Source organism: Shewanella sp. Actino-trap-3 (assembly GCF_002836275.1).
GTDB lineage: Bacteria > Pseudomonadota > Gammaproteobacteria > Enterobacterales > Shewanellaceae > Shewanella > Shewanella psychromarinicola.
Map to the genome: position 1 here is coordinate 631,931 of NZ_PJCE01000001.1, position 25,231 is coordinate 657,161.

Annotated in this window: 17 protein-coding genes and 1 pseudogene; 13 read left to right on the forward strand and 5 right to left on the reverse strand. The window is 40.4% G+C overall.

Translation table 11 applies throughout. The features are described 5' to 3' along the window. Positions 1 to 124: 124 nt before the first annotated feature. The 9 genes from pepN to CXF80_RS02850 all read left to right on the forward strand — a co-directional run bounded on the left by pepN (position 125) and on the right by CXF80_RS02850 (position 17,118). On the forward strand, positions 125 to 2,686 hold the full coding sequence (gene pepN, locus CXF80_RS02810; protein ID WP_101031028.1) for an aminopeptidase N: 2,562 nt from the start codon (positions 125 to 127) through the stop codon (positions 2,684 to 2,686). A gap of 91 nt (positions 2,687 to 2,777) precedes the next feature. Next, positions 2,778 to 2,993: a DUF2835 domain-containing protein gene (locus CXF80_RS02815; RefSeq protein WP_198554724.1), complete on the forward strand. Its 216-nt coding sequence runs from the start codon at positions 2,778 to 2,780 to the stop codon at positions 2,991 to 2,993. Positions 2,994 to 3,308: 315 nt separating this feature from the next. Further along, the gene (locus CXF80_RS02820; RefSeq protein ID WP_101031032.1) at positions 3,309 to 5,357 is read left to right on the forward strand and encodes a DUF1302 domain-containing protein; all 2,049 of its coding nucleotides are present in this window, start codon (positions 3,309 to 3,311) and stop codon (positions 5,355 to 5,357) included. Between the two features lie 13 nt (positions 5,358 to 5,370). Further along, the gene (locus tag CXF80_RS02825) at positions 5,371 to 6,735 is read left to right on the forward strand and encodes a DUF1329 domain-containing protein (RefSeq protein ID WP_101031034.1); all 1,365 of its coding nucleotides are present in this window, start codon (positions 5,371 to 5,373) and stop codon (positions 6,733 to 6,735) included. 62 nt (positions 6,736 to 6,797) lie between these two features. Continuing rightward, positions 6,798 to 7,808 (forward strand): WD40/YVTN/BNR-like repeat-containing protein, encoded by a 1,011-nt coding sequence (locus CXF80_RS02830; RefSeq protein ID WP_101031036.1) that lies wholly within the window; start codon positions 6,798 to 6,800, stop codon positions 7,806 to 7,808. 49 nt (positions 7,809 to 7,857) lie between these two features. Next, positions 7,858 to 10,164: an efflux RND transporter permease subunit gene (locus CXF80_RS02835; RefSeq protein ID WP_101031038.1), complete on the forward strand. Its 2,307-nt coding sequence runs from the start codon at positions 7,858 to 7,860 to the stop codon at positions 10,162 to 10,164. Positions 10,165 to 10,490: 326 nt separating this feature from the next. Further along, a complete protein-coding gene (locus CXF80_RS02840; protein WP_101031040.1) occupies positions 10,491 to 15,335 on the forward strand; it encodes an NAD-glutamate dehydrogenase in 4,845 nt (1,614 codons plus the stop codon). A gap of 61 nt (positions 15,336 to 15,396) precedes the next feature. Then, positions 15,397 to 16,416 (forward strand): quinone-dependent dihydroorotate dehydrogenase, encoded by a 1,020-nt coding sequence (pyrD, locus tag CXF80_RS02845; protein WP_101031042.1) that lies wholly within the window; start codon positions 15,397 to 15,399, stop codon positions 16,414 to 16,416. Positions 16,417 to 16,584: 168 nt separating this feature from the next. Further along, the gene (locus CXF80_RS02850; RefSeq protein ID WP_101031044.1) at positions 16,585 to 17,118 is read left to right on the forward strand and encodes a cell division protein ZapC; all 534 of its coding nucleotides are present in this window, start codon (positions 16,585 to 16,587) and stop codon (positions 17,116 to 17,118) included. A 902-nt stretch (positions 17,119 to 18,020) separates the two neighbouring features. Here CXF80_RS02850 and CXF80_RS02855 read toward each other — a convergent pair. Next, positions 18,021 to 18,770, reverse strand: a complete 750-nt coding sequence (locus CXF80_RS02855; protein WP_101031046.1) for an SDR family oxidoreductase — start codon at positions 18,768 to 18,770, stop codon at positions 18,021 to 18,023. A 197-nt stretch (positions 18,771 to 18,967) separates the two neighbouring features. Between CXF80_RS02855 and CXF80_RS02860 the strand changes: the two genes are divergently transcribed. Further along, positions 18,968 to 20,161, forward strand: coding sequence for an IS4 family transposase (locus CXF80_RS02860; RefSeq protein WP_101034659.1), 1,194 nt, complete (start codon positions 18,968 to 18,970; stop codon positions 20,159 to 20,161). 53 nt (positions 20,162 to 20,214) lie between these two features. Here the strand turns inward: CXF80_RS02860 and CXF80_RS02865 are convergent, their stop codons facing one another. The 3 genes and pseudogenes from CXF80_RS02865 to CXF80_RS20585 form a co-directional block, all read right to left on the reverse strand. Further along, positions 20,215 to 20,916, reverse strand: a complete 702-nt coding sequence (locus CXF80_RS02865) for a histidine phosphatase family protein (RefSeq protein ID WP_101031048.1) — start codon at positions 20,914 to 20,916, stop codon at positions 20,215 to 20,217. 2 nt (positions 20,917 to 20,918) lie between these two features. Next, positions 20,919 to 21,604: pseudogene (locus CXF80_RS02870) on the reverse strand (phosphotransferase family protein); the annotation flags it as partial. After that, positions 21,592 to 21,717, reverse strand: a complete 126-nt coding sequence (locus CXF80_RS20585) for a hypothetical protein (RefSeq protein WP_269801253.1) — start codon at positions 21,715 to 21,717, stop codon at positions 21,592 to 21,594. The gene CXF80_RS20585 and the pseudogene CXF80_RS02870, both read right to left, overlap by 13 nt. 187 nt (positions 21,718 to 21,904) lie before the next feature. On the opposite strand from CXF80_RS20585, the gene CXF80_RS20590 reads away from it, so the two are divergent. Both CXF80_RS20590 and CXF80_RS02875 read left to right on the forward strand, forming a co-directional pair. Next, positions 21,905 to 22,027: a hypothetical protein gene (locus CXF80_RS20590; protein WP_269801254.1), complete on the forward strand. Its 123-nt coding sequence runs from the start codon at positions 21,905 to 21,907 to the stop codon at positions 22,025 to 22,027. Positions 22,028 to 22,485: 458 nt separating this feature from the next. After that, positions 22,486 to 24,135, forward strand: coding sequence for a methyl-accepting chemotaxis protein (locus CXF80_RS02875; protein WP_101031050.1), 1,650 nt, complete (start codon positions 22,486 to 22,488; stop codon positions 24,133 to 24,135). An 88-nt stretch (positions 24,136 to 24,223) separates the two neighbouring features. Here CXF80_RS02875 and CXF80_RS02880 read toward each other — a convergent pair whose 3' ends face one another. Beyond that, positions 24,224 to 24,538 (reverse strand): hypothetical protein, encoded by a 315-nt coding sequence (locus CXF80_RS02880; RefSeq protein ID WP_101031052.1) that lies wholly within the window; start codon positions 24,536 to 24,538, stop codon positions 24,224 to 24,226. A 194-nt stretch (positions 24,539 to 24,732) separates the two neighbouring features. On the opposite strand from CXF80_RS02880, the gene CXF80_RS02885 reads away from it, so the two are divergent. Then, positions 24,733 to 25,227, forward strand: a complete 495-nt coding sequence (locus CXF80_RS02885) for a putative 4-hydroxy-4-methyl-2-oxoglutarate aldolase (RefSeq protein ID WP_101031054.1) — start codon at positions 24,733 to 24,735, stop codon at positions 25,225 to 25,227. Positions 25,228 to 25,231 lie beyond the last annotated feature (4 nt).

Below are 25,231 nucleotides of genomic sequence, written 5' to 3' on the forward strand. Positions count from 1 at the left end.
TGTTAAAAAACGCGCTTAAGGCGCGTTTTTTATTAATCACAATAATTAATAATGATGCCAATTTTTTAAGTTTACACCCCAATATCATCAAACTGGCTTCAGTACTGTTCGACAAGGATCCTGTATGAATCAAGCTCAAGAAAAACACCTAAAAGATTATGCAAAGCCTGCCTTTACCATTTCCCATATTGATTTGAACGTTATTCTCGATGGTAAAAACACTAAAGCCACTGCTGTCAGCAAAGTGATCCGTAATGGCGATCATCAACATGATTTAGTGCTTGATGGTGAACAACTTTCACTTAGTTCGGTGAAGATTAACGGTGTGGCGGCAAATTATCGTCAACATGATAGCCAGTTGACGATCACCACAGAACAGACAGAATTTGAATTAGAGGTCATCACTTTACTCGATCCTGAGACTAACTCTAGTCTTGAAGGTCTTTACATGTCAGATGGTGCTTATTGCACCCAATGTGAAGCTGAAGGATTTCGCCGGATCACCTATTTCTTAGACAGACCCGATGTTCTGGCTATTTATACCGTGCGCATTGAAGCCGATAAACAAGCATGTCCTTTTTTGTTAAGTAACGGTAATTTAATTGATAAAGGCGAGATGCCACGTTCGGGTCGTCATTTTGTACAATGGCATGATCCATTTCCAAAACCAAGTTACTTATTTGCCCTCGTGGCAGGAGATTTTGATTTACTCAATGATACCTTTATCACGCTGTCTGGACGTGAGGTTAAACTGCAAGTATTTGTAGATAAAGGTAATCTACATAAAGCTAACCACGCAATGGCGTCATTGAAAAAAGCGATGAAATGGGATGAAACCCGTTTTGGTCTTGAGTACGACCTTGATATTTATATGATTGTTGCCGTTGATTTTTTCAATATGGGCGCCATGGAAAATAAAGGTTTGAATGTCTTTAATACCAAGTTCGTTCTGGCGGATAAAGCCAGTGCTACAGATGACGATTATCATGGTATTGAGTCTGTTGTTGCCCATGAGTATTTTCATAACTGGACCGGTAACCGAGTGACATGTCGTGATTGGTTTCAGTTAAGTTTAAAAGAAGGCTTAACGGTTTTTCGCGATCAAGAATTTAGTTCCGATGTGGGTTCTCGCGCCGTAAATCGAATTCATGCTATCCGAGTGATGAAAAACCAACAGTTTGCCGAAGATGCCGGTCCTATGTCTCATCCTATTCGTCCTGAAAGCGTGATTGAAATGAATAATTTCTATACTGTGACGGTTTACGACAAAGGGGCTGAAGTGATCCGTATGATGCACACCATTTTAGGTGAGGAAGGTTTCCAAGCAGGGATGAAATGCTATTTTGAACGACATGATGGCCAAGCGGTAACCTGTGATGACTTTGTTAATGCTATGCAAGACGCCAGCGGTAAAGATTTAACCTTATTCCGTCGTTGGTATAGCCAAGCCGGCACGCCTGTGGTGACAGTTAAAGACAGTTTTAATGCAGACAAGGGTGAGTATCACTTAACCGTTTCTCAGCAAGTAATGTCACAAGGCGTTAAGGGGCAAACACTTCATATACCGTTCAGTGTTGAATTATTAGACAGTGCAGGGCAATCAATTGTCAATAAAGTGCTTGATGTGACTAAAGCTAGCCAAACATTTGTGTTTGATGGACTGGACAATGCGCCTGTAGCCTCTTTACTACAAGACTTTTCGGCACCCGTTAAGCTGGTTTACGACTTTAGCATTGACCATCTTGTTCACCTTATGCGTTATGCCTCTAGCGAAGTGGCTCGCTGGGAAGCATCAGTACAATTAATCAGTCAAACCATATGGAACAACGTTGCTCAGTTGCAAAAGCAGCAAGTCATGATGGTTGATACTCGTGTTATTGAAGCATTCAGAGGTGTCATTTTAGACGCCAATATAGATCAAGCCTTAGTGGCTGAAATTCTATCTATTCCTTCGGCCTCAGCATTAATAGAGCAGGTGGATAATGTTGATTTAGATGCATTGGCTAAAGCCAGAGAGTTTGTTGTTGAAGAGCTCGCATCAGCTTGTGAAGATGAGTTATTGGTTCGTTATCGAGAGCTATTGCTTGTTGATAATGCCGGTGCGCGGGCATTTAAAAATATTGCCTTATCATTATTATGCCAAGTGACAGATACTCATGAATCATTAGTTGAAAAACAATACTATTCCGCTAGTAACATGACTGACAGCTTAGGTGCTTTGAAAGCGGCAGCTACGGCAAAATTAACCTGTTTACCTATGTTACTCAGCGACTTTGAGTCTACATGGCAATCAACCCCATTAGTAATGGATAAATGGCTTACTCTGCAAGCTTTAGTCAATAGTGATGAGGTGATAGAACAAATTAAAACGCTGACCAAACATCCGAGTTTTAGTTTTTCAAATCCAAACCGTATTCGTTCATTAATTGGCGCTTTTGTGGCTGCCAATACCTATCAATTCCATCGTGCCGATGGTGAAGGGTATCGCTATTTAACCAAAATTTTAGTGAAATTGAATAAAACAAACCCACAAGTCGCATCACGAATGATCACGCCATTAATTCAGTTTGCAAAGTTTGATCAACAGCGCCAACAATTAATGAAACAGTGTTTAGTCGAATTAAAATCACTGCCAGATTTATCGACAGATTTGTATGAAAAAGTGACTAAATCGCTAGTAGAATAATGGTCGACATTCACGCTTATTTAGGGTGAATAATCGCGTGACCTGAAATCGTAAAAAGGAGAGCTTGCTCTCCTTTTTTATGGAGTAAATTATGGATTTTTTGTTTTCTCTCAACGTGAGTTATGAAGCATTTCTACCTTATTACCAAGGACTTGCAGAAAAAGTGCAGGTAAGAGACCACCAAGGTCGTGTTTTGCACATAAATGGTAAGTATTTTAGACCTTATTTAACCCTTCAAGGCATCCACGGACAGTTTAAATTAGTCCTGAGTCCTGAAGGGCATTTTAAATCAATTACTAAATTATAGAGTATTTACTTCAAACGTTTGATTCATTAGTTATGTGTTAAGTAGTCGTCCTTGAATACTTATAAGTCTATGAAAATAAACTTTTTTCATTAATTGTGGAATGATTGTAATTTTATCGTCGTTGATAATTCAAATATAGGCCTGTTTTATTTGATCATATTTGGTCACACAGCGTTAATTTTCTTAAACATTTTCTTTTTTTTGACCTTGCTCAATATAGTTAAATGCTGTAACAATAGTGTTGCCTGTGGGCTAACAAGATGTTGGTTAAATTCCTATAACAACTAATCCAACAGGTTACGGAGATGAACTAAAATGAATATTGTTAAAAAAAGATTTAACAGGTCGACTCTCGCTTTGGGGGTGGTGTCGGCATTATGTTTGGGGATGAGCACTTCTGCTTCAGCGGTTTCATTTGATTGGGGTGATGTTCGGGGCACTTTTGATTCAACTTGGACTGTCGGCGCCAGCTGGCGTGTATCAGACCGTGATTGGAATGACCAAATCGGTAAGGTGAATCAACCACAATTTGATTGGTCAGGTTACTCTGCATTTGGTGGTGCATTTGGTTCAACCAAATATACCTCAGCGGAGATTTGGGAGCAGCCAGGTTCTTATTCAAGCAACAATGATTTAAGTAATTTACTGTATGCACAAGGTGATACCACTTCTGAGATCGTCAAAGGTCTTCATGAGCTGTCTTTAAAATATGAAAACTACGGCGTCTTTTTACGCGGTATGTATTATTATGACCGTAAGTTAAATGACGGTGATTATGATTTTAATGATCCATTAACGGGTAAAGAGTTTGATCCTTGTGAAGACAACAAAGCATCAGAAGTGCAATGTAAAGACGTTCGCATATTGGATGCCTTTGTTTACGGTAACTGGAATTTAAACGACGGTGCAAATCCATTAAGTGTTCGCGTGGGTAACCAAGTGGTTTCTTGGGGTGAAAGTACTCTTATTTCTCACGGTATCGCTGAAATTAATGCTGTAGATTTAAATATTCTCAATGCACCTGGTGCAGAGCTTAAAGAAGCATTCCGTCCGCAAGGTATGGTTTGGGCATCGTTAGGCTTAAGTGAGAACTTAAACCTTGAAGCCTTTTATCAATATGATTGGCAACCCATTTGGATCCCTACACCTGGTTCAAACTTTGCAACCAATGATTTCGCTGGTTATGGCGGCTATAACCAAAATGCGCAATTGGGTTTCAACTCTAACCCAGACATCAACCAAGATTTCCTGATTTCTGAATACACACGTCTATATGACGCGGCGGCAGCGAGTGGATTTAATTCGGCTTATGCAGCTTATATGTTGTCGTATTCAACCAAAACAGCTTTAGTTCAAGATGCTGCAGATCCAAGTGATGATGGCCAATTTGGGGTCAAGTTAGGTTATTATTCGCCAGAACTAGGTGAAACTGAATTTGGTTTGTATTACATGAACTACCATAGCCGTCGTCCACTTATTAGCGGTACAGCCTCTAATTTTACTGCCGGAGCTATTGGTCGTGATTATGGTCGTTTAGCACAAAGTGGTGGGGTTATTGACCGCGAGCTGTTGTTAAGCATGGAAACCTTTACTAAGTCACAAATTGTCTATCCTGAAGATATCCAATTGTATGGTTTTAGCTTTAACACCTTAGTGGGTGACACTTCCGTTGCCGGTGAAATTTCCCATCGTGTTGATGAGCCATTGCAAATAGATGACGTAGAGTTATTGTTTGCTGCTATGCCTCAGCAATTAGCTAACGCAGGACTCCGCCCTGATCTTGATGGTATTTCGCAACTGGATGTTCCTGATCCTGGTGAAACGGTTGATGGTTTCATTCTCACTGATACCACTCAAGCGCAAATGACCTTTACTCACTTGTTTGGTCCTACACTAGGTTTAGATAATTTGACCATGTTGGCGGAAGTGGGCGGCGTATGGGTCCATGATATGCCTGATTTTGATGAATTACGTTTAAATGGTCCAGGAACGGCTCGTTCTGGTGGTAATCCAGAAATGACCGGCATTATTGCGGCTGTGCATAATGGCCCAGAGACCAACCCATTCCCAACTGATTTTGCTTGGGGTTATCGTTTAGTGGCTAAAGCTGACTTTAACAATTTTTTTGCGGGTGTGAACATGTACCCAAGAATTATCTTCTCTCATGATGTTGATGGTATTACACCGGATCCGATGTTCTTATTCACCGAAGGCAGAAAGTCTGTTGCTCTGGGAGTGAACTTTGATTATCAAAGTCGTTGGGGTGCGGATATTTCTTACAACAGCTTCTTTGGTGGGGTAGGAACAACAAATGCCATGACAGATCGAGATTACATCTCTTTCAACGTCAAGTATTCGATTTAAAAGGATAATTATAATGAAGAAACTGACGATATTATCGGCAGCAGTGATGATAGCACTGAGTGCACCTGCTGCGCTGGCGAAAGTATCACAAGCTGATGCAGACAAATTGGGTACATCATTAACGCCTTTGGGTGCTGAAAAAGCGGCTAATGCTGATGGTTCAATTCCTGCTTGGGGTGGTGGTATTAGTAAGCCTATTGCTGGGTACACTAAGGGTATGCATCATCCAGATCCTTTCCCGAGTGACAAAGCATTATTTACAATTACTAATGCCAATAAAGCGCAATATGCTGAGTTTTTATCTCCCGGGCAGAAAGAATTATTTGAAGTATATCCAGATACTTACATAATGAATGTGTATGAGAGCCGTCGTACTGCTGCAGTACCTCAATATGTCTATGATGCGACCAAAGTCAATGCAGCCAGAGCTGAGTTAGTGTCTCAAGGCAACGGTATTACTGGAGCGACTATCGGTGTTCCATTTCCTATCCCTGCTAACGGTCTAGAAGTCATTTGGAATCATATTCTACGTTTTCGCGGTGTTGATGTAGAAACGTATCGAAGCCAAGCAGCGCCAATGTCTAATGGTTCTTATACATTGGTAGAAACGGCTGAGGCAATTCGATTTGAATATTCTCGCCCTGAAGTGACCCTAGACAAACTTAAAGAAACGAATACTTTGTTCTACTTTAAGCAGGTGGTCACTCAGCCAGCGCGTTTAGCCGGTACTGCGTTGTTGGTAAAAGAAACCATGGATCAAGAAGCGTTACCACGCCAAGCTTGGACCTATAACACTGGACAGCGTCGCGTTCGTAAAGCGCCTAACGTAGCTTTTGATACGCCAGGTACTGTGTCCGATGGATTGAGAACAACCGATGATTTCGATATGTTTAACGGTTCTCCAATGCGATATAACTGGGAGTTAGTCGGTAAAAAAGAACTTTACATTCCATATAATGATTATCGTTTACATTCAGATGCATTGAAATACGACCAAATTTTAAAACCTGGTCATATTAATCCTGAATATGCACGTTATGAAAAGCATCGCGTATGGGAAGTGAAAGCAACATTAAAAGAAGGAATGCGCCATACCTATAAGACCCGAGTGTTTTATATTGACGAAGATTCTTGGCAAATATCTGTAACGGATATATACGATAACCGCGATGAACTTTATCGTGTCGGTGTCGCTCATAGTATCAATTATTATGAAGTGCCTACTCTGTGGAGTACATTAGAAGTCTTCCATGATCTTCAATCACGTCGTTATTTAGCGATGGGTTTAGACAATGAAGGTCGTATGTACAATTTTGATGCATCACTTTCTGAAGCTAACTTTACCCCGGACGCATTAAGACGTGCAGGTATTCGTTAATTAGCCATAAATAAAAAAAGGGGCGTTTTACGCCCCTATAATAAATTGTAAAGGAAGTTTGTATGACGTTTAACATGCTTCGCAGTGTAGTGGCGATTGGGATTAGTGCATGTTTATTTACTACTTCAGTAGATGCTCAACTCGATCCTCTTTCTGTTCAAATTCAACCCTTAGCTCAATCCTCTTTATTACTTGATATTGCCAATGCGGGCGACACACTTGTTGCGGTAGGCCAACGCGGTAATGTATTGCGCTTAGAGAATAATCAATGGCATCAAGTTGCAACTCCAGTATTGTCTCAGTTAACCAAAGTTTTTTTCTTCGATGAGAAACAAGGTTGGGCCGTCGGACATGATGCAACCATCATTCACACCCAAGACGGTGGATTAACGTGGTCTGTGCAGATGCAATCTGCTGACATTGAAAAACCCTTTATGGATGTGCGTTTCTACAGCCCTGTTGATGGTATTGCGGTTGGTGCGTATGGATTATTTTATCGCACAGCTGATGGCGGTAAAACATGGCTGGAAGAGTATCACCAAGAATTGCTCTTTGAAGAAGACGTATCCTATTTAAATGACCTTAAAGCCGAAAATGAAGCCTATTACTTATCTCAGCGATCGTTTTTATTACCTCATTTTAACCGTTTAATTCGTTTGCAAGATAATCGCTTGTTGCTTGTCGGTGAGCAGGGAATGGTAGCGGTATCGGATGATAATGGTCACACATTCTCAAAAACCAATTTCGACTATGATGGCTCAATGTTTAATGCCATTTCGGTTGGGGAAGATGTCTATGTTATGGGGCTTCGTGGTCATGTATTTAGGTCGGATTTAAGTCTATCAGAATGGCAACAAGTGGATTTACCTGTCCAATCATCAATCAATAGCGCACTTATTACACCCAGTAATGACCTTTACCTAGTCGGAAATGCTGGGATTGTGTTGTCAGTCGATGATGGTAAAGCAACCATTGTTACCAGACGTCAAGGTGAAAATATTGTCGCAATTGCCAAAGACAGTAAAGGCCAGTTATGGTTTGCCGGTTCTAAGGGACTGTTCCAGCTTGATTAACTCTTGGGTTAGATTGGACAATTAAAACAACAATAATAGGGCCGAAAAGATGTTAGAAAAACTGGTCAATGGATTTGAATCTCATTTATTCCGTAATCGGAAATGGGTCATAATTTCGTTTATTTTTATTACTATTTTTTTAGGGTATCAAGCCAGCCAATTAAAAATGGATGCGGCTTTTAGTAAAAATATCCCTCTCAATCACACTTACATGAAAACGTATACTAAACACCAGAAAGATTTTGGTGGTGCCAACAGCATTATGGTTGCGGTTGAAGACACTAGTGGCAATATATTCAATCCGGAATTTTTTGATGCACTGAAAAATGTACACGATCAATTATTTTTTATTCCGGGCGTAGAACGTTCTCAGGTTAAGTCTCTCTTTTCACCTTCAACTCGGTTTACCGAAGTCGTTGAAGATGGCTTTGCTGGCGGTCCGGTTATTCCGGCGGACTTTCGTAATGACGAGTACAGTCTTAACGTTGTGCGTAATAATATCGAAAAAGCCGGTATTGTTGGCCGACTCATTGGCAATGATTATACCTCTGCCATGGTATCTGCACAGTTAATGGAGTTTGACCCGCAAACAGGTAAAGCCATTGATACTATTGCGTTTGCTAATCAGTTAGAACAAGAGCTTCGTGGCAAGTTTGAAAACGATAAAATTAAGATTCATATCATCGGTTTTGCAAAAATGGCAGGGGATGTTGCAGAAGGCGCCAAAGGCGTTCTGCTGTTCTTTTTGATAGCCATTGCCATTACCGCTGTGATGGTGTACTTATTCTCAAAATCGATAATGCTAACCATATTGCCATTAATGTGTAGTTTGGTTGCGGTATTTTGGCAATTAGGACTCTTAACTGTGGTCGGGTTTGGCTTAGACCCCATGTCGATTTTAGTGCCATTTTTAGTGTTTGCCATTGGTGTCAGCCACGGGGTGCAGATGATCAATGCTGTACGTCGTCGTGTGCTTGATGGCCAAACAACGAAAGCGGCGTCTGCATCGGCTTTTCGCAGTTTATTAGTGCCCGGTGGGGTTGCTCTATTATCAGATACGGTCGGCTTTTTAACCTTACTAGCCATTGATATCGGTATTATTCGAGAGTTGGCAATTTCTGCATCATTAGGCGTAGCCGTCATTATTTTAACCAACCTTATTTTGTTACCTTTGGTGATTTCATATTTTGAATTACCGGTTAAACAAGATAACCCACAGAAACGTCAAAAAATCGAAAAAATGTGGCGTGGACTGTCTAAGTTTGCTACCCCTAAATATGCTGTAGTGGTATTGATTTTGACAGCGATACTCTATGTGGTTGGTTTTCAGCAAGCTTCAAAAATGAAAATTGGTGATTTACAGGGTGGGGCACCTGCACTGCATCAAGATTCACGTTATAACCAAGATACCTTCTTTATTACCAAACACTTTTCGATTACAACCGATGTAATGTCAGTGATTGTAGAAGCCAAACCTGAGGCTTGTACGTATTATTCCGTGTTAAGTCAAATTGATCAATTTGAGTGGATGGTAGCTAATACACCTGGGGTTGAGTCAACGGCGAGTTTGGCGTCGATTGCGAAAAAAGTGAATGCTGGGTTTAACGAAGGTAATCCGCGTTGGGAAATTTTACCTCGTACCACCGCGAGTTTAGTGCAGGCTGTTGGCCAAGTGCCAACAACGTCAGGTTTGCTCAATGGTAATTGTTCAGTGATGCCAGTGTACTTGTTCTTAACCGATCACAAAGCTGAAACCATTGAGGTTGTGGTTAATAAAGTCAAGGCCGTTGCCGCACAGCTTAACTCTGACACACTACAATTTAAGCTGGCATCAGGTCCAGTAGGTGTCATGGCGGCCACAAATGAAGCCGTGAGCGAAGCTCAGCTACCCATGATGTTATATGTTTACGGTGCCGTGTTTGTATTGTGCTTAATTAGCTTTAAATCACTCAAAGCGACTATTGCGGTGATTATCCCGCTTTATGTGGTATCGACATTAGCGCAAGCGTTAATGACAATGCTTGATATTGGTTTAGCGGTCAGTACCTTACCCGTTATTGCACTGGGTGTAGGTATTGGTGTCGATTACGGTATTTATATCTTGTCGACGATGTCCAATAAACTCAGTAATGGCATGCCGGTGCAACAAGCGTATTTTGAAGCATTAGTTGAGCGCGGCAGTGCGGTTATCTTTACCGGCTTGACGTTAGCCATTGGAGTGAGTACTTGGTTCTTCTCAGACCTTAAGTTCCAAATGGATATGGGAATTTTGCTTACATTTATGTTTTTAGTGAATATGTTAGGAGCAATTATTATTCTACCAGCACTTTCAGCTATTTTTTGGCGAAAAAAGTAGCTAAAACATATGATTAAATAAAAAAGGGAGCTTAGCTCCCTTTTTTATTTTGCATAGTTACGCTATGCAAACGACTTAAATGTCATTTTAAACACTAATCTATGCTGTCTACTAAATTTATAGAGGATGTACCACTAAAATTTTCCTCGATATAGCAGCAATTTAGTAATAAACTTTGCACAAGATCTCAGATATGAGTTTCTTTTGTTAAACAAAACGGTTATTGACGTGATATACACAAAATGACTCGGACCGACAGAATCAACAAGCCGAAACATCCATATAATTATAAGAGCGCTGCCATAGACGCTTAAGGAATCTGCACCATGGCCTTGAAAGATGCAATGCCTTCAGTACTACTGGAAAATGTAGTCAATTTAATTCACACAAAAATCCCTCATTCTCAAGCCAAACAAGTTGAGCAATTTGCTAACTGCCTCTATGCCCAAATGTCAAAAGACGATCTCAATGCCCGTAATGACAGTGATTTGTATGGTGCCGTAGTGAGCCTTTGGAATGCACTGAATAAAACGGCACAGGACAAAACACACATTCGTGTATTTAATCCTAGCCAAGCCAAACATGGTTGGCAGTCAACTCATAGCATTATTGAGGTTATCCAACTTGATATGCCTTTCTTGGTTGACTCGCTCTCAATGGCGTTAAATCGGATGGGCATCACAGCTCATGTGATGTTGCATACGCCATTAGCGGTCGTGCGTGGTAATAACAAGGTGACAGATGTGTCATTTGTGAATGACGCGACAGATGGTAGCAATAATGTGGCGGTATTCTTGGTCGAAATTGACAAGCAAAATAGTGATGCTGACATTAAGGCCATCGAAAAAGAAATACAAACAGTACTTGCTGATGTCACTGCATCGGTCAATGATTGGCAATTAATGTCTGCTACATTAACCGAGACTATTAAGCAATTACCTTCACGTCCGTTTCCTGGTGAGAAAGCTGAACTTCAAGAGTCGATTGATTTCTTGAACTATTTGAACAACCACCATTTTACTTTGCTTGGCTACCGTTATTATGATTTAAAACGCGTTGAAGGCGATGTTGAGCTTGTTCCTAATATTGAATCTAGCTTAGGACTAATGAACCGTTCAAAAACCTCACACAGTGAGCGTGGTTTATTACTCTCAAGTTTATCTGATTCTGCTCGTAAAGAGGCATTAGATGAAAGCTTACTCGTTCTCACCAAAAGTTCTGCTAAAAGCCGTGTGCATCGTCCGGCTTATGTTGACTATGTCGGTGTTAAACGTTTCGATAACAAAGGCAACGTCATTGGTGAAGATCGCTTCATTGGTTTATATGCTTCCAATCTTTATAACCGGAGTCCTCGTGAGATCCCATTACTGCGCGAAAAGGTTCAGCGGATCTTGGCCCGTTCAGGGCTAGCACCACGCTCACATGATTACAAAGCGTTAATGAACATCCTTGAGAACTTACCTCGCGATGAGTTAATTCAAGCGAAAGATGATGAGTTATCGGACATTGCTTATGGCGTGCTTGAAATGCAAGACCGCGATAAATTAAAGCTGTTCGTGCGTAAAGACGGTTATGGTCGTTTCTTATCGTGTTTAGTGTATGTGTCCAAAGATCGTTACAACACTAAATTACGTCAAGATACTCAACGCATTCTGGCACAGCATTTCCAGAGTAATGAAGATGTTGAGTTCACAACCTATTTCTCAGAGTCAACCTTGGCTCGAACTCACTATATTATCAAAGTTGATAATAACAATATGGATGTTGATGTGATTGCCATTGAAAAAAATCTTATTGAAGCTGCTCGCTCGTGGGATGATAAATTGCACACAGCGTTAAATAATACTGTTGGGGAACAAGCCGGTACTGGCTTAACCAAACGTTATTTAAATACGTTCCCACCTAGCTATAAAGATGATGTATTACCTAGCTCTGCTGTTGTCGATATGCAACATTTAGAAGCATTGGATGACGATCACAAGTTAGGCATGTTGTTCTATCAACCACAAGAGTCGGCGTTAAACAACAATAAAGTTCGCTTAAAACTGTTCCATAAAGACGAACCTATTCACTTGTCCGATGTATTGCCAATGCTTGAAAACTTTGGCTTACGGGTGATTAACGAACGCCCGTATGAAGTCAAAACCAATGACGGTGCGACATTCTGGATTTTAGACTTCTTAATGACAGTGCAGGGCGCGGCAACAGAAAACCTAGCCGACAGCCAAGACCGTTTCCAAACGGCATTGTTGCAAGTTTGGCAAAAGAAACTGGAAGATGACGGTTTTAATCGTATCGTACTGTCAACAGGTTTAAGCGGTCGTGAAGTGTCTATTTTACGTGCTTATGCTAAATATATGCGTCAAATTGATGCGACATTTAGTCAGTCTTATATTGAAGAAACTTTCAGCCGTTATCCTAAACTAGCGGACTTATTGGTGAAGATGTTCATCCGTAAGTTTAATCCTAAGTTAAAAACCCGGACGTTAAGCAAGTTCCTTGAACAAGTGAACCTACAACTTGATGATGTTTCAAGCTTGGATGATGACCGCATTATTCGTCGTTATTTAGATTTAATTAACGCCACAATGCGTACCAACTTCTACCAAACGGCCGCAAATGGCCTAGCAAAAGATTACCTTTCGTTTAAGTTTTCGCCAATCTTGATCCCGGAAATGCCTAAGCCGTTACCTAAGTTTGAGATTTTCGTGTATTCACCTCGTGTTGAAGGTGTGCATTTGCGCGGAGGTAAAGTGGCCCGTGGTGGTTTGCGTTGGTCAGATCGTCGTGAAGATTTCCGTACCGAAGTACTCGGTTTAGTAAAAGCACAACAAGTGAAAAACACCGTAATTGTCCCTGTTGGTGCAAAAGGTGGCTTTGTCTGTAAGCAACTGCCAACCGAGGGGGGCCGTGAGGCATTCTTCACTGAAGGGCAACAATGTTACCGCATCTTTATCCGTGCGTTGTTAGATATTTCTGACAACATTAAAAACGGTGAAGTGGTTCCGCCAGTCGATGTTGTTCGCCATGACGAAGATGATGCTTATTTAGTTGTTGCAGCCGACAAAGGCACCGCGACCTTCTCCGATATTGCTAACGAGATTGCGATTGAATATGACTTCTGGTTAGGTGATGCGTTTGCCTCTGGTGGCAGTAACGGTTATGACCACAAGAAAATGGGTATTACTGCTCGTGGTGCATGGGAATCAGTGAAGCGTCATTTCCGTGAGATAGGCGTAGATTGTCAAACTACACCCTTTAGCTGTGTGGCCATTGGTGATATGGCGGGTGACGTATTTGGTAACGGCATGTTGTTATCGGAACAAACTCAATTGGTTGCTGCATTTAACCATATGCACATCTTTATTGACCCTACGCCAAAGATTGCAGAAAGCTATGCTGAGCGTCAGCGTTTGTTTGTGTTACCTCGCTCAAGCTGGGAAGACTACAACGCGAAACTGATATCTAAAGGCGGTGGGATATTCCTACGTGCTGCCAAGTCAATTAAATTGACGCCAGAAATCAAGCGAATGTTAGACACTGACAAAGACGCCATGACCCCAAGTGAACTAATGAAAGAACTACTGAAAATGCCAGTAGATTTGATTTGGAACGGGGGGATCGGTACCTATGTTAAATCGAGCAAAGAATCGCATTCTGAAGTCGGCGACCGTGCTAATGATACTTTACGGGTTAATGGTAAAGAAGTTAGTGCCAAAATCATTGGTGAAGGCGGTAACTTAGGTTGCACTCAATTAGGCCGTATTGAATATTGCGCTAATGGTGGCCGCATGAACACTGACTTTGTGGATAACGTTGGCGGTGTAGATTGTTCCGATAACGAAGTTAACATTAAGATTTTCTTAAACACCTTAGTGGCAGAAGGTGAGTTAACCGTTAAACAGCGTAACCGTTTACTTCAAGACATGACCGACGAAGTCAGCGAGATTGTGATCCAAGATTGTAAAAGTCAAACCCGTACTATTTCAGTGACACAAGTCGATGGTGTGTCGCAGTTGAAAGAACAAATTCGTTTTATTCAGTATCTTGAAAAAGATGGCAAACTTGATCGTGCACTTGAATTTTTACCAACAGATGACGATTTAGCTGAACGTTTAGCCAATGGCCGAGCGCTAACTCGTCCTGAAATATCGGTATTAGTCGCGTACGCTAAGATGGTACTTAAAGAGCAATTAGTGACCCCTGAAATCACTGAAGATGCTTTTTTAAGTAAGTTGCTCGTCGCTTATTTCCCTAAAAAATTACAAGCTAAATACGCTGACAAAATGACCGCGCATCCTCTACGAGGTGAAATTATTGCAACATCTTTAGCCAATGAATTGGTTAATGACATGGGCTTTAATTTTGTACAACGTATGCAAGATGAGACCGGTGCAACAGTTGCTGAAGCGGCAATTTGTTATACTATGGCTCGAGAAATCTTTGGCCTTGACGAGTTAACCGCTTCAATTAGTGATTTGAATGGCGTAATACCTGCAGTAGTGCAGGGTGAAATGTTACATCAGTTACGTCGTAATATGCGCCGTGCGTGTCGTTGGTTTATCCGTCATCGTAATCGCGCTCATAATATTGATCAAACCGTTGCGTTCTTTAAGCCCGTGTTTGAACAGCTTAAAGCCAATGTCGATCAATATATGATAGCGGCTGAAGTGAACGTTATGTCTGCCGAGATTAATGCGCTGACCAACGAAAATGTTCCTCAAGCCGTCGCAGAAGTTGCGGTGAAAATGAGTACATTATTCTCTGCGTTAGACATTGCACAAATTGCTCAAATTGAGAATAAGTCAGTTGAACTGGTATCAGAAACTTACTTCAAACTCGGTGCTAAAGTTGAGTTACATTGGTTCTTAGAACAAATCAGTGCCCAACCTGTTGCTAACCATTGGCAAGCACTTGCCCGTGCGGCATTCAGAGAAGAACTTGATTGGCAGCAACGTGCTTTAAGCTCTGCAGTATTACGGACTTGTAGTGATACTTGTGATGCAGATAGTGTGATTAATCAGTGGATTGAACAAAATAAGTCTTTGCTCGAAAGATGGTATCACATGCTAGCGGATTTTAAGGTTTCTCAAACCCATGAATTTGCGAAGTTCTCAGTCGCCTTACGAGAACTGAACTTACTGATTTTGCATTGCGAAAGTCAGAAGTAGTTTTTATAATGTGAATAAACCCTGGCGATTGCTGGGGTTTTTTTTAGGTCTAGGAGAAAACATGTTTTACAAACTTGCACAAAAAGTAATGTTTCAGATGGACCCTGAGTTAGCTCATAATCTAGCGATTGGCAGTTTGAAAATTACCGGAAACAATCCGTTAAATTGTTTTTATCGTCAACAGGTTAAATCTGCTCCAGTAACCTGTATGGGGCTCACTTTTCCTAACCCTATTGGTTTAGCTGCAGGTATGGATAAAGATGGCGAGTCAATTGATGCTTTTCATGCTATGGGCTTTGGTCATATTGAAGTCGGGACGGTAACGCCACGTCCGCAAGCTGGTAATGATCAACCACGTTTGTTTCGATTAAAACCTGCCAAAGGGATTATTAATCGTATGGGTTTTAATAATAAAGGTGTCGACAATCTGGTTCGTAATATGATGGCTAAGAAGTCTGACATTATGGTTGGTGTGAATATAGGTAAAAACAAAGATACACCAGTAGAACAGGGTAAAGATGACTACCTGATCTGCATGGAAAAGGTTTATCAATATGCCAGTTATATTGCCGTTAATATTTCTTCTCCTAACACCCCAGGTTTACGTTCAATGCAATACGGTGAGTTACTTGATGACTTATTAAGTTCAATTAAAGCCAAACAAACTGAGTTAGCCGCTAAACATGGTAAATATGTACCTGTGGCGTTAAAGATTGCTCCTGACTTGACCTCAGACGAAATTAAAGCGATTGCCGATTCACTGTTGAGTCATCAGTTTGATGGTGTCATTGCGACCAACACCACATTAAGCCGAGATAATGTTACCGGTTTAAAAAATGCACAAGAAACAGGCGGATTGAGTGGTAAACCTTTGGCTGACTTATCAACTCAAGTGATCAAGCAATTATCGATCTATTTACAAGATAAGATCCCGATCATTGGTGTGGGTGGGATCAATAGTGCGGCAGATGCCTTAGCCAAATTTGACGCGGGTTCAGCCATGGTGCAGATATACACGGGTTTTATTTATCAAGGACCTAAACTGATTGATCAGATCGCTAGGGCTTACTGTACAAAATAGCATCTAAAATACTAGGTTATTGATCAAAAATCATGCCGCGATCGAATTTTAGATCGTTCGATCGCGCTAACACTATGAAATTTATGTTATATTTTTTATTTAAATTTTGATATTGCGTGAAATATAATCTATTATAAATATGTGTTTAACATTTAGGTGTAAATAGTCATGTTATTAATGCCAAATAAGGACTGGCATTGGGAATACAATGAAAGCTTAAACCAATTAAGTATTTCATTAGGTTCCGAGATGGAGTTCTTAACCCCATATAAAACAAAATTATTAATTCCTGATGCACTAACGGCTAAGGAATTTACCCTTGAACACGCAAAATTTTATATTAACATGCTCGAAACCTTACCTAAGGTTTTACATATCTCTGATGCAGGTATTGTACAAACCGCACTAAATGCCACCGCCGCCCATTTTTTATTACAATCGCAAATGCCAAAGTCTTGGTTTTTTGACGTGAGTGATGAATGTGTTTATTGCGATGTGGGTAAGTTATTTCAACTTAATTGTGGCTACTCTAAAGTATTAGGATTAGTGGTTGAAAATGGCTTACAAGCTGCAACCGTGATGATTTTATCGCAATACTGTCAGTTATCAGAAAATAAATCATTAGTGCAATTTGATACTATAAAAGTGATGCATAATCGTTTACATCCACTGCGTAAAGCTAAACAAGTTGTCGCAGCATAGTTAAGTTTATTGGTTTGATTTATTACCGCTAATTACCATTTTCAATGGCAACATGCTCTACATTACTTTCCCAAACAGGCTCTTCGCCTAGTCTCATTTTTGTTGTCTCAACAAATATATTCAATAGTGATGTTGTGTTTCTATTTGGATTGATAGCATTACCAGCGCCATAAGAATCACTTAATTTGATAGCCTTGCAATAGTTGCATCAATCCACGTTCATTGATGTGTCTGTCCAACATGTAATGCCCTAACACTCTGCAACTTAGGCCAGATTTAATTGTATCTAAAATGAGCTCTTGTTGCTTGAGCTGATAGTGCCCTTTGCGCTCCCTTCATTAATCTTGATCCATTATGGGATGAATACTAATAGGCACGTTAATTACACCAGCCTATTATGAATAAAATAAACTGCCGCCAATATATTCTATTCAGCATCAAATTTTAGTCTCGCTCTATTGATAATCAATTGTGGCGGATTTAGGATTATCATTTGATAGCAGACTGATTTATTGGCTATTAAATCGGAGTGTTTTTGTATGATCAATACGAAATTCGATGTTATATCTGTCATCTATTACTCAGTGAGCTTGCGTATCGGTAGACTACCAAAACAATTTACTGGTTTTTTTACGCCTTGTTGACTAAATAGTGTTGGATTAATGCTGTGTAATAAGCCTTTTGGTAGTGGCTAAAATAATGCCATTATACTGAGAGTGTCAGATGAATATATAAGCTAGTTATAGCATGATGATCCGCATCCGCGACCTAATTCTCATTTTTACTTGGTTAACATTGCTTGGATTCAAATAATAAGTGCTGATTAATGATTTCGGAAAATTATTGAATCTTTGCAGCATCATCTGGGCTTGTTATCACGATGCTGCGATTTTTGGCTAAACTCAGCTCATTTTACGGATCATGCTGATCGGAGCAATACGCAGCAGCCAATGTAACATTGCCCACGGATAACTTGGCACATAGGCATTAGCCTTTTCTTTTTGGATGGCCTTTACCAAGGCTTTACAACCCGTCTCAGTGTCGACAATAAAGGGGACTGTCTCCACTTTCTGGTTAATTTCACTGCGAATGAAACCGGGATGAACACAAGTGACTTTTATTGGGGTATCCATAACATCAATGCGCATACCTTCAGACAATGAGGTTAAGGCTGCTTTGGTGGCGGCGTAAACGGTCATGGCACGTCTAAAACCACGTACTGCACTGATGGATGACATGGTCACTAGGTGGCCATTATTTTGTTCACGGAATATAGCCATTGCGGCTTCACATTGGGCAATAGCTGCAATAAAGTTGGTTTGCGCAGTTTGTAAGTTGGCTTCAAAAAAACCCGTCCCAATTGAAGCCCCTTTGCCCATACCTGCATTAACGATAACACGGTCCAGTTGTCCTAACTCTTGTTTAAACTGACTAAACACCTCAAAGACTTGTGGGTGGTTGTTCACATCAAGGGACTTAATTAACACCTTGATATTAGGGTTAATGGCCAATAGTTCTTGTTTTAATTGTTCAAGGCGGTCCATTCGTCTGGCGCACAAGGCTAAATTATAGTCTTGCTTGGCAAATTCAATTGCCATGCCGCGCCCTAAACCCGAACTCGCCCCTGTTATCAATATATTTGTCCGTTTCATCATCTGCTCTTTTTATTTTATAATAGTTATTTATATAGTGATTGTCGTTAATGATTGTCTTTAATCTTTATGGCTCTGCTGACGAATCCCCACAAAAAGAACTGAATAAATAAAGAGATAAGTAAAAAAGAAAGGAACATTCATGGCATTTGGTGATCAAATTTATCGCCAAACAAATATTACCACGAGTAAATACCATGAATGCTAAACATGTTTTATCAAAATGCCTCTCACTTGTCACCCCATTAATGCACAAAACACTTCGTACTAGTTTGTTTGCTGCCATTGAAAGCTCAATGAATGGTGGTCCACTTTCTATCACGGGACTCGGCCGTAACATAACGAATAAAGCGAAGGAAAAACATAAGATTAAGCGTGTAGATAGGCTTTGTAGTAATGCTAATATTCATCGTGAAATCGAGTGTGTCTATACTCGAATGACACATTTGTTAGTGGGTAAAATGAAGCAGCCAATCATTCATATCGACTGGTCAGATCTTGATGACCGAAAGCAGCATTTTCTCATTCGAGCATCTCTTGCCGCTCGAGGACGTTCACTGACACTTTATGAAGAAATACATCCACTAAACAAAAAAGAGAAGCCTAAAACCCATTTACTCTTCCTGACTCAACTTAAGGCTATGCTACCCAATGACTGCAAGCCTATTATCGTTACTGACGCAGGTTTTCGGATCCCTTGGTTTAAGCAAATATTGTCGCTTAACTGGGATTACGTAGGTCGATTTAGAAACCGAACACACTGCAAAAAATGCCTTGTGGATGACTGGTATCCCGTTAAGCAACTCTATGTTCAAGCAAGTGCTAGGGCCAAAAGTCTCGGCGTTTACTTGTTAGGTGAGAAAGTGTCTTTTAAATCACGCTTAGTTATTTTTAAGCGCAACGCAAAAGGTCGAAAAGATAAAGTGGCCACAGGTGACAAAGCTAGACGGAGTAAACAGTCTCGTGCAAGTGCAGAACGAGAAAAAGAGCCTTGGCTACTAGCGACATCACTATGTAATTCAAGTGCTACCGCTAAAAGGGTCGTTAAAATTTATGCGACAAGGATGCAGATAGAAGAGAGCTTTAGGGATGTCAAAACGGGTTTGAAAATGAATGAGAGTGGCTCAAGGATTATGCATAAACTAAGCGTATTGCTACTCATCGCCTGTCTATCTCAATTTATATTGTACCTGCTAGGATTGGCAGTCAAAGCGGCTGATAAGCATAGGCAATACCAAGCAAATTCGATCAAACATCGTAATGTTTTATCAAACCAATTTATAGGATTAAGAGCCTACAAAGATAAGTCTTTGAGGCTGCTGAAGTCTCACTGGCAAACAGGGATCAAGACGCTACAAGATTTAATCAAGGATCCACAAGCATGCTATTAAATTCGTGGGGATCCCTCAGCTCTGGGTAAATAAAACTCTAGGTGATTTAATTATTAAATCAAACTGTGTAAATGTCGCTGTTCACCACCAAAAAAACTATGCTCATTCATAGTGATTAAGCTTAATCGTTGTTGTTTTAGCTGTAATTGAGTCACGCTGCAATTAACTAATTGTTTATTGATATTAAAGAACTGGATTTCTGGTATTGATAAAACCTGCATAATAGCAGTACTTATTACGCCGCCAGAGGTGAACACAAATACCGTGTCATCTTGTTCTGTCTGAGTGGTGAGTTGTTGTAAGCCACTGGCCACTCTCTGGCTAAAGTGCTGCCAAGATTCGCTGTAATCATGAGCATTAGGTGCTTGTTGCCATTGTAAAATGGCTTGGCTAAATAACTCAACAAATGCTCTCGTAGGTGAAGCTTGCTGGTGAAGATACTGCTTCATGGCTTCTGGTTTGGCTAATTCTGGGCGATAGACTGCAATCACGTTTTCATGATTAAACTCATTCCACTTTGCACTGATCTGTAATGGGTCGTGTAAAAAGGGGGGTGATAAGGTGGCTAAGCACGCATCACGAGTTTGTTGATGGCGGGTCATGTTGCCACAAATAACACGATTTGGGCGAATAGTGCGTTGATTAAAATGTTCAGCCAAGAGCCTAGCTTGGGTACGTCCTAAGTTCGACAAGTTGTCGTAATTATGGGCGCCAAAACTGGCTTGGCCGTGACGGATTAAATAAATGTTCGCCATGGTTATCCTTTTTGTTTCATTGCACGTTTGCAACGCCACATTAAATAATGAGACAAAATCCAAAACGGTTTAAACGCCGGATTACGAGTTTGCTTGTGGAGGTAGCGATAATAAATTTGTTGCACAATACCCGCTAAACGGAACAAAGCAAACACTGCATAAAAGCGGAAATCATCAATGATGATATCCATTTTATCGCAATAATATGCAACCACTTGTTGACGCGTTAGCATGCCGTCAAGATGTGTCGGTTGGCGGCGGGTCATCTGCGCTAAAAAATCATCATCCGCTTCAACCCAATAGGCTAGGGTGTTGCCTAAATCCATCAACGGATTGCCGAGCGTGGCAAGCTCCCAGTCTAATATTCCTTTTACCTTGCCTATGTTATCGGGGTCTAACACTACGTTATCAAACCGAAAGTCATTGTGGGTTAAACAAATGGTTTCTTGTGCGGGTTTATGCTGTTGTAACCAAGCCATAACACGTTTCCTGAGGGTGCATTCCATGTTTTAGCTTGAGCATAGTGCTGGCTCCAACCATCAATTTGGCGCAGGGTGTACCCTTCGCCTTTTCCTATGTGATTAAGACCAGCGGCCTCAATGTCAACGTTGTGCAATTCGATAAAACAATCAATCACATTGGTGCACATCGTTCTGGTTTGTTGTTTATCGACTTTTAAGCCTTTAGGTCATTACCTTGTGATTGTGTCAGTAACCAAAACTGCTTATTGTTTTCGCCTTTAAAGGTTATGTCAGTCACTTGCGATGCATTAATCGGTGACTTATCAAAGCGCTTGTCCATGAGTTTTCCATGGGGGTAATTGGGTACGTAAACTACTGCCAAGATTCGTTTTAAAAAACAGGGCATAATCTGCATACATTGATATTGTCATCGCAAAGCTCTAAGTGCAATGTTTCTGACTGCGGCACCACCGCGGCTTTTGAGACGTTATAGTTCGACATAAAAGGAATGGGGGTTAAGGCGGCTTGTGATAACAGATATAGCGCGACAGTTAGCCAATGGTGAAGTGGATTTTGCCATTGATGTGACTCGAACTGTTAATTTCCTTTTAGCCCATAAAACCTTCTGTCCGATCCCTTTTGTGTGTTGATTGACCGTCGATGTCATAGTATCGATGTGGTGGTGAATCATTTATAAGACTGTAGCAGAAGGAGTCTGAGTAACAAGGTGGTGAAATTGCCAATGCTTTATTGAATGACCGTTATCAACTAGATTGGCCGATTGCTGATGTTAAGGTCACTAGATCTGTTGGGTTAGCGTCACGAGACAGTAGTGATATAGTCGACTATCGGCTAATTGAACTCGCCACTGCGGCACGGTATCATGCCCAAAAACGGGCAAGGAGAATACGGTAACTCCTAGATAATAAAAAGTAACTAACTGATTATTATATTTATTTTTATAAAAAATATTGGTAATTGCCCTGTAAACAACAATTAACCGACTGAGTACACTTTAGGCTTCTACTATTGTTGCCTAGCCTGAACCAACATAAATTCCAATTCTAATATCAAACCAGCCTAATAATAATAATCAAATGGTGCCTATATGAACCCAACCAATATGTTTTTTCGCAAAACGACCATTGCTAACCGTTTACTGGGGATGTTGGCATTAGCTATTATTGCCACGATTGTGGTTTTTTGGTTTTCATTAACCCGAGTTGAAAACGTGTTAATTAACGAAAAAGAAGCCAAACTGAATGCTTTGGTTGACGTCGCTACCACCATAGCAGACAAATATTATCAAGATGCGCAGTCTGGGATCATCACTGAAGATGAGGCTAAAGTCATGGCCTTGGCGGCAATCGATAAGTTGAGATATTCGGGCAATGAATATTATTTCAGCATTGATACTCAAGGGGCGATGATCCAACATCCTTTTGCCAAGAAACTTGTCGATACCAACGTGTTATCAATGCAAGACCCAAACGGTGTAAAACTGTTTGCACAGATGATCCAACGGACAGAGCAACAGGATTTTGCCCGGGTGGATTACATGTGGAACAAACCACAGCAAGAGCAAGCTAGCCCGAAAATGTCCGTGGTCAAACGTTTTAGACCTTGGGGCTGGATCATCGGTACAGGTATTTATGTTGATGATATTCAAGCCGACAAAAACCATTTTATTACCCAATACTTAATATTACTCACGCTAGTTTGGTTACCAGTCATTTTGCTACTGTTTTTTATTATTCGAAGTATCTCTGTACCTATGATGGAAACCATCAACGCGTTTAAAAATATTGCTAAAGGTGAAGGGGATTTGACCTTACGTTTATCTGAAGAGGGAAATGATGAACTCAAACATATTGCGCATCATTTCAACGTATTTATTAATAAAATCCAGAACGTTATTGTATCGGTGAGTCAGTCGGTTGATGAATCAAGCCGTTTAGCCAAAAACATGTCAATCATTGCACAACAAGCCAATCAAATTTCGACCAATGTACAAGCCGAAACGGCAAATGTTGCGACCGCCATTAATCAAATGTCAATGACCGCATCTGAAGTGGCTTCTAATGCACAATTAGCCGCAGACAGCACCCATCATGCTGACACTGAAGCAGATAAATCTGCTACCGTTGTTGATAACGCGATGCAAAAAATTTCAGAACTATCCAATGAGTTGGCGACAACAGAAGATGTTGCAAAAGGCTTACAAGTGAGTTCCAGTCAAATTGGGCAAATTCTTGACGTGATTGTGGGCATTGCCGATCAAACTAATTTACTCGCTTTGAATGCCGCTATCGAAGCGGCTAGAGCCGGCGAGGCGGGTCGGGGTTTTGCGGTTGTTGCAGATGAAGTTCGTACTCTTGCTAGCCGAACCCAAGCCTCAACAAGTGAAATTAATCTTATCATTGACGCAATCAGAAGTGCCATTAACAGTGTTAATGCCTCTGTTGCCAGAGCCAAAATAAAATCATCCGAAACGGTCAATGAAGCTCAGCAAGTTGTTGGTGCGCTTGATAATATTAAGTCTTCAATTGAGCAAATATCGCAAATGAATGTTCAAATCGCCGCTGCGACAGAAGAGCAAAGTACGGTTATAGCAGAGCTCAATATGAATATTACCCGTATTAATGACATGTCATTAGAAAATAGAACTCAAAATGAGCTCATTAATAATGGCAGTATGGATATTGAACAAGGTGCGATTGAGTTGCATGAGCTTGTGGATCAATTTAAGGTAAAATAACAGTTTGCTCATCGGGCTGATTGATTCAATTAGCCCGATTGAGGTGGTGATATTCTATAACGAAATTGACACAGTTAGTTCATCAATATTAACGTGATAATTGCACCATAATATTGATGACATCTTGATACGAGATATTGTATTTGCGAGAAAGATTAATGATTTTAGTTTTGTAAGTTTGAATATGCTCTTGTTTAAGTAAGCCTATTTGTTTTTGTTCAACAATAGAATTTACCGTATCTTGCAAGATTAATAAGCGGCGCAAACTAAAGTCCAACGAATCAATATACGCCGTCATTTGCTGTTTATTACGCGCATTTCCAAGGTTTGTTGTGGTGCGTTGTTCGAAGTCTAACTCATCAAACGCATCCATCATTTGTTGTAAATTTAAATCTTCACTCATAAGTATGATTTTTTACGTTATTTTTGCAAATTATATTCATTTTTATTGAATAAGTCACTCTTTAACTTAGTTTGTGGATAGGTTCATAGACTAAGTTAACAATACTTTTTTGAGTATAATAATGTATCGTTAACAAAACTTGTTGAATTGCCTAATAATTAGTAATCTAAGATTCAGATTTTCAAGGAGGACTTATGTTAGATCTATTACCGGACTTATTCGATCATTACCCTGAACAATTAATATTATTGTCTAATCCATGGCAATCCTTTGGTGCCAAGCCTATATTTTATGGTGAAGTGGTGACCGTAAAATGCTTTGAAGACAATTCCAAGGTAAAATCTGAATTAGCTAAAAATGGGCAAGGAAAAGTATTGGTTGTTGACGGTGGTGGCTCAACCAGACGTGCGCTACTTGGTGACATGATCGCTCTAAATGCATGTAAGAATGGCTGGGAAGGTATCATTATTAATGGTTGTATTCGTGACGCTGGAACCATCAACACCATGCAAATTGGCGTGCAAGCTTTAGGCACTAATCCAATTAAAACGGATAAAAAAGACGTAGGTGAAGTCAATGTAAAAATTGAGATTGCGGGTGTCAGTATTTTTCCTGGAATGATGATCTACGCTGATTTAAATGGTGTTGCTGTCAGTAGACAGGCATTGGATTTAACTATTTTAGCTTAAAATA

Bases quoted from the DNA above. Each gene is read 5' to 3' on its own strand.
- pepN (WP_101031028.1), top strand. From the start codon at position 125: ATGAATCAAGCTCAAGAAAAACACCTAAAAGATTATGCAAAGCCTGCC.
- CXF80_RS02815 (WP_198554724.1), top strand. From the start codon at position 2,778: ATGGATTTTTTGTTTTCTCTCAACGTGAGTTATGAAGCATTTCTACCT.
- CXF80_RS02820 (WP_101031032.1), top strand. From the start codon at position 3,309: ATGAATATTGTTAAAAAAAGATTTAACAGGTCGACTCTCGCTTTGGGG.
- CXF80_RS02825 (WP_101031034.1), top strand. From the start codon at position 5,371: ATGAAGAAACTGACGATATTATCGGCAGCAGTGATGATAGCACTGAGT.
- CXF80_RS02830 (WP_101031036.1), top strand. From the start codon at position 6,798: ATGACGTTTAACATGCTTCGCAGTGTAGTGGCGATTGGGATTAGTGCA.
- CXF80_RS02835 (WP_101031038.1), top strand. From the start codon at position 7,858: ATGTTAGAAAAACTGGTCAATGGATTTGAATCTCATTTATTCCGTAAT.
- CXF80_RS02840 (WP_101031040.1), top strand. From the start codon at position 10,491: ATGGCCTTGAAAGATGCAATGCCTTCAGTACTACTGGAAAATGTAGTC.
- pyrD (WP_101031042.1), top strand. From the start codon at position 15,397: ATGTTTTACAAACTTGCACAAAAAGTAATGTTTCAGATGGACCCTGAG.
- CXF80_RS02850 (WP_101031044.1), top strand. From the start codon at position 16,585: ATGTTATTAATGCCAAATAAGGACTGGCATTGGGAATACAATGAAAGC.
- CXF80_RS02855 (WP_101031046.1), bottom strand. From the start codon at position 18,770: ATGAAACGGACAAATATATTGATAACAGGGGCGAGTTCGGGTTTAGGG.
- CXF80_RS02860 (WP_101034659.1), top strand. From the start codon at position 18,968: ATGAATGCTAAACATGTTTTATCAAAATGCCTCTCACTTGTCACCCCA.
- CXF80_RS02865 (WP_101031048.1), bottom strand. From the start codon at position 20,916: ATGGCGAACATTTATTTAATCCGTCACGGCCAAGCCAGTTTTGGCGCC.
- CXF80_RS20585 (WP_269801253.1), bottom strand. From the start codon at position 21,717: ATGGACAAGCGCTTTGATAAGTCACCGATTAATGCATCGCAAGTGACT.
- CXF80_RS02875 (WP_101031050.1), top strand. From the start codon at position 22,486: ATGAACCCAACCAATATGTTTTTTCGCAAAACGACCATTGCTAACCGT.
- CXF80_RS02880 (WP_101031052.1), bottom strand. From the start codon at position 24,538: ATGAGTGAAGATTTAAATTTACAACAAATGATGGATGCGTTTGATGAG.
- CXF80_RS02885 (WP_101031054.1), top strand. From the start codon at position 24,733: ATGTTAGATCTATTACCGGACTTATTCGATCATTACCCTGAACAATTA.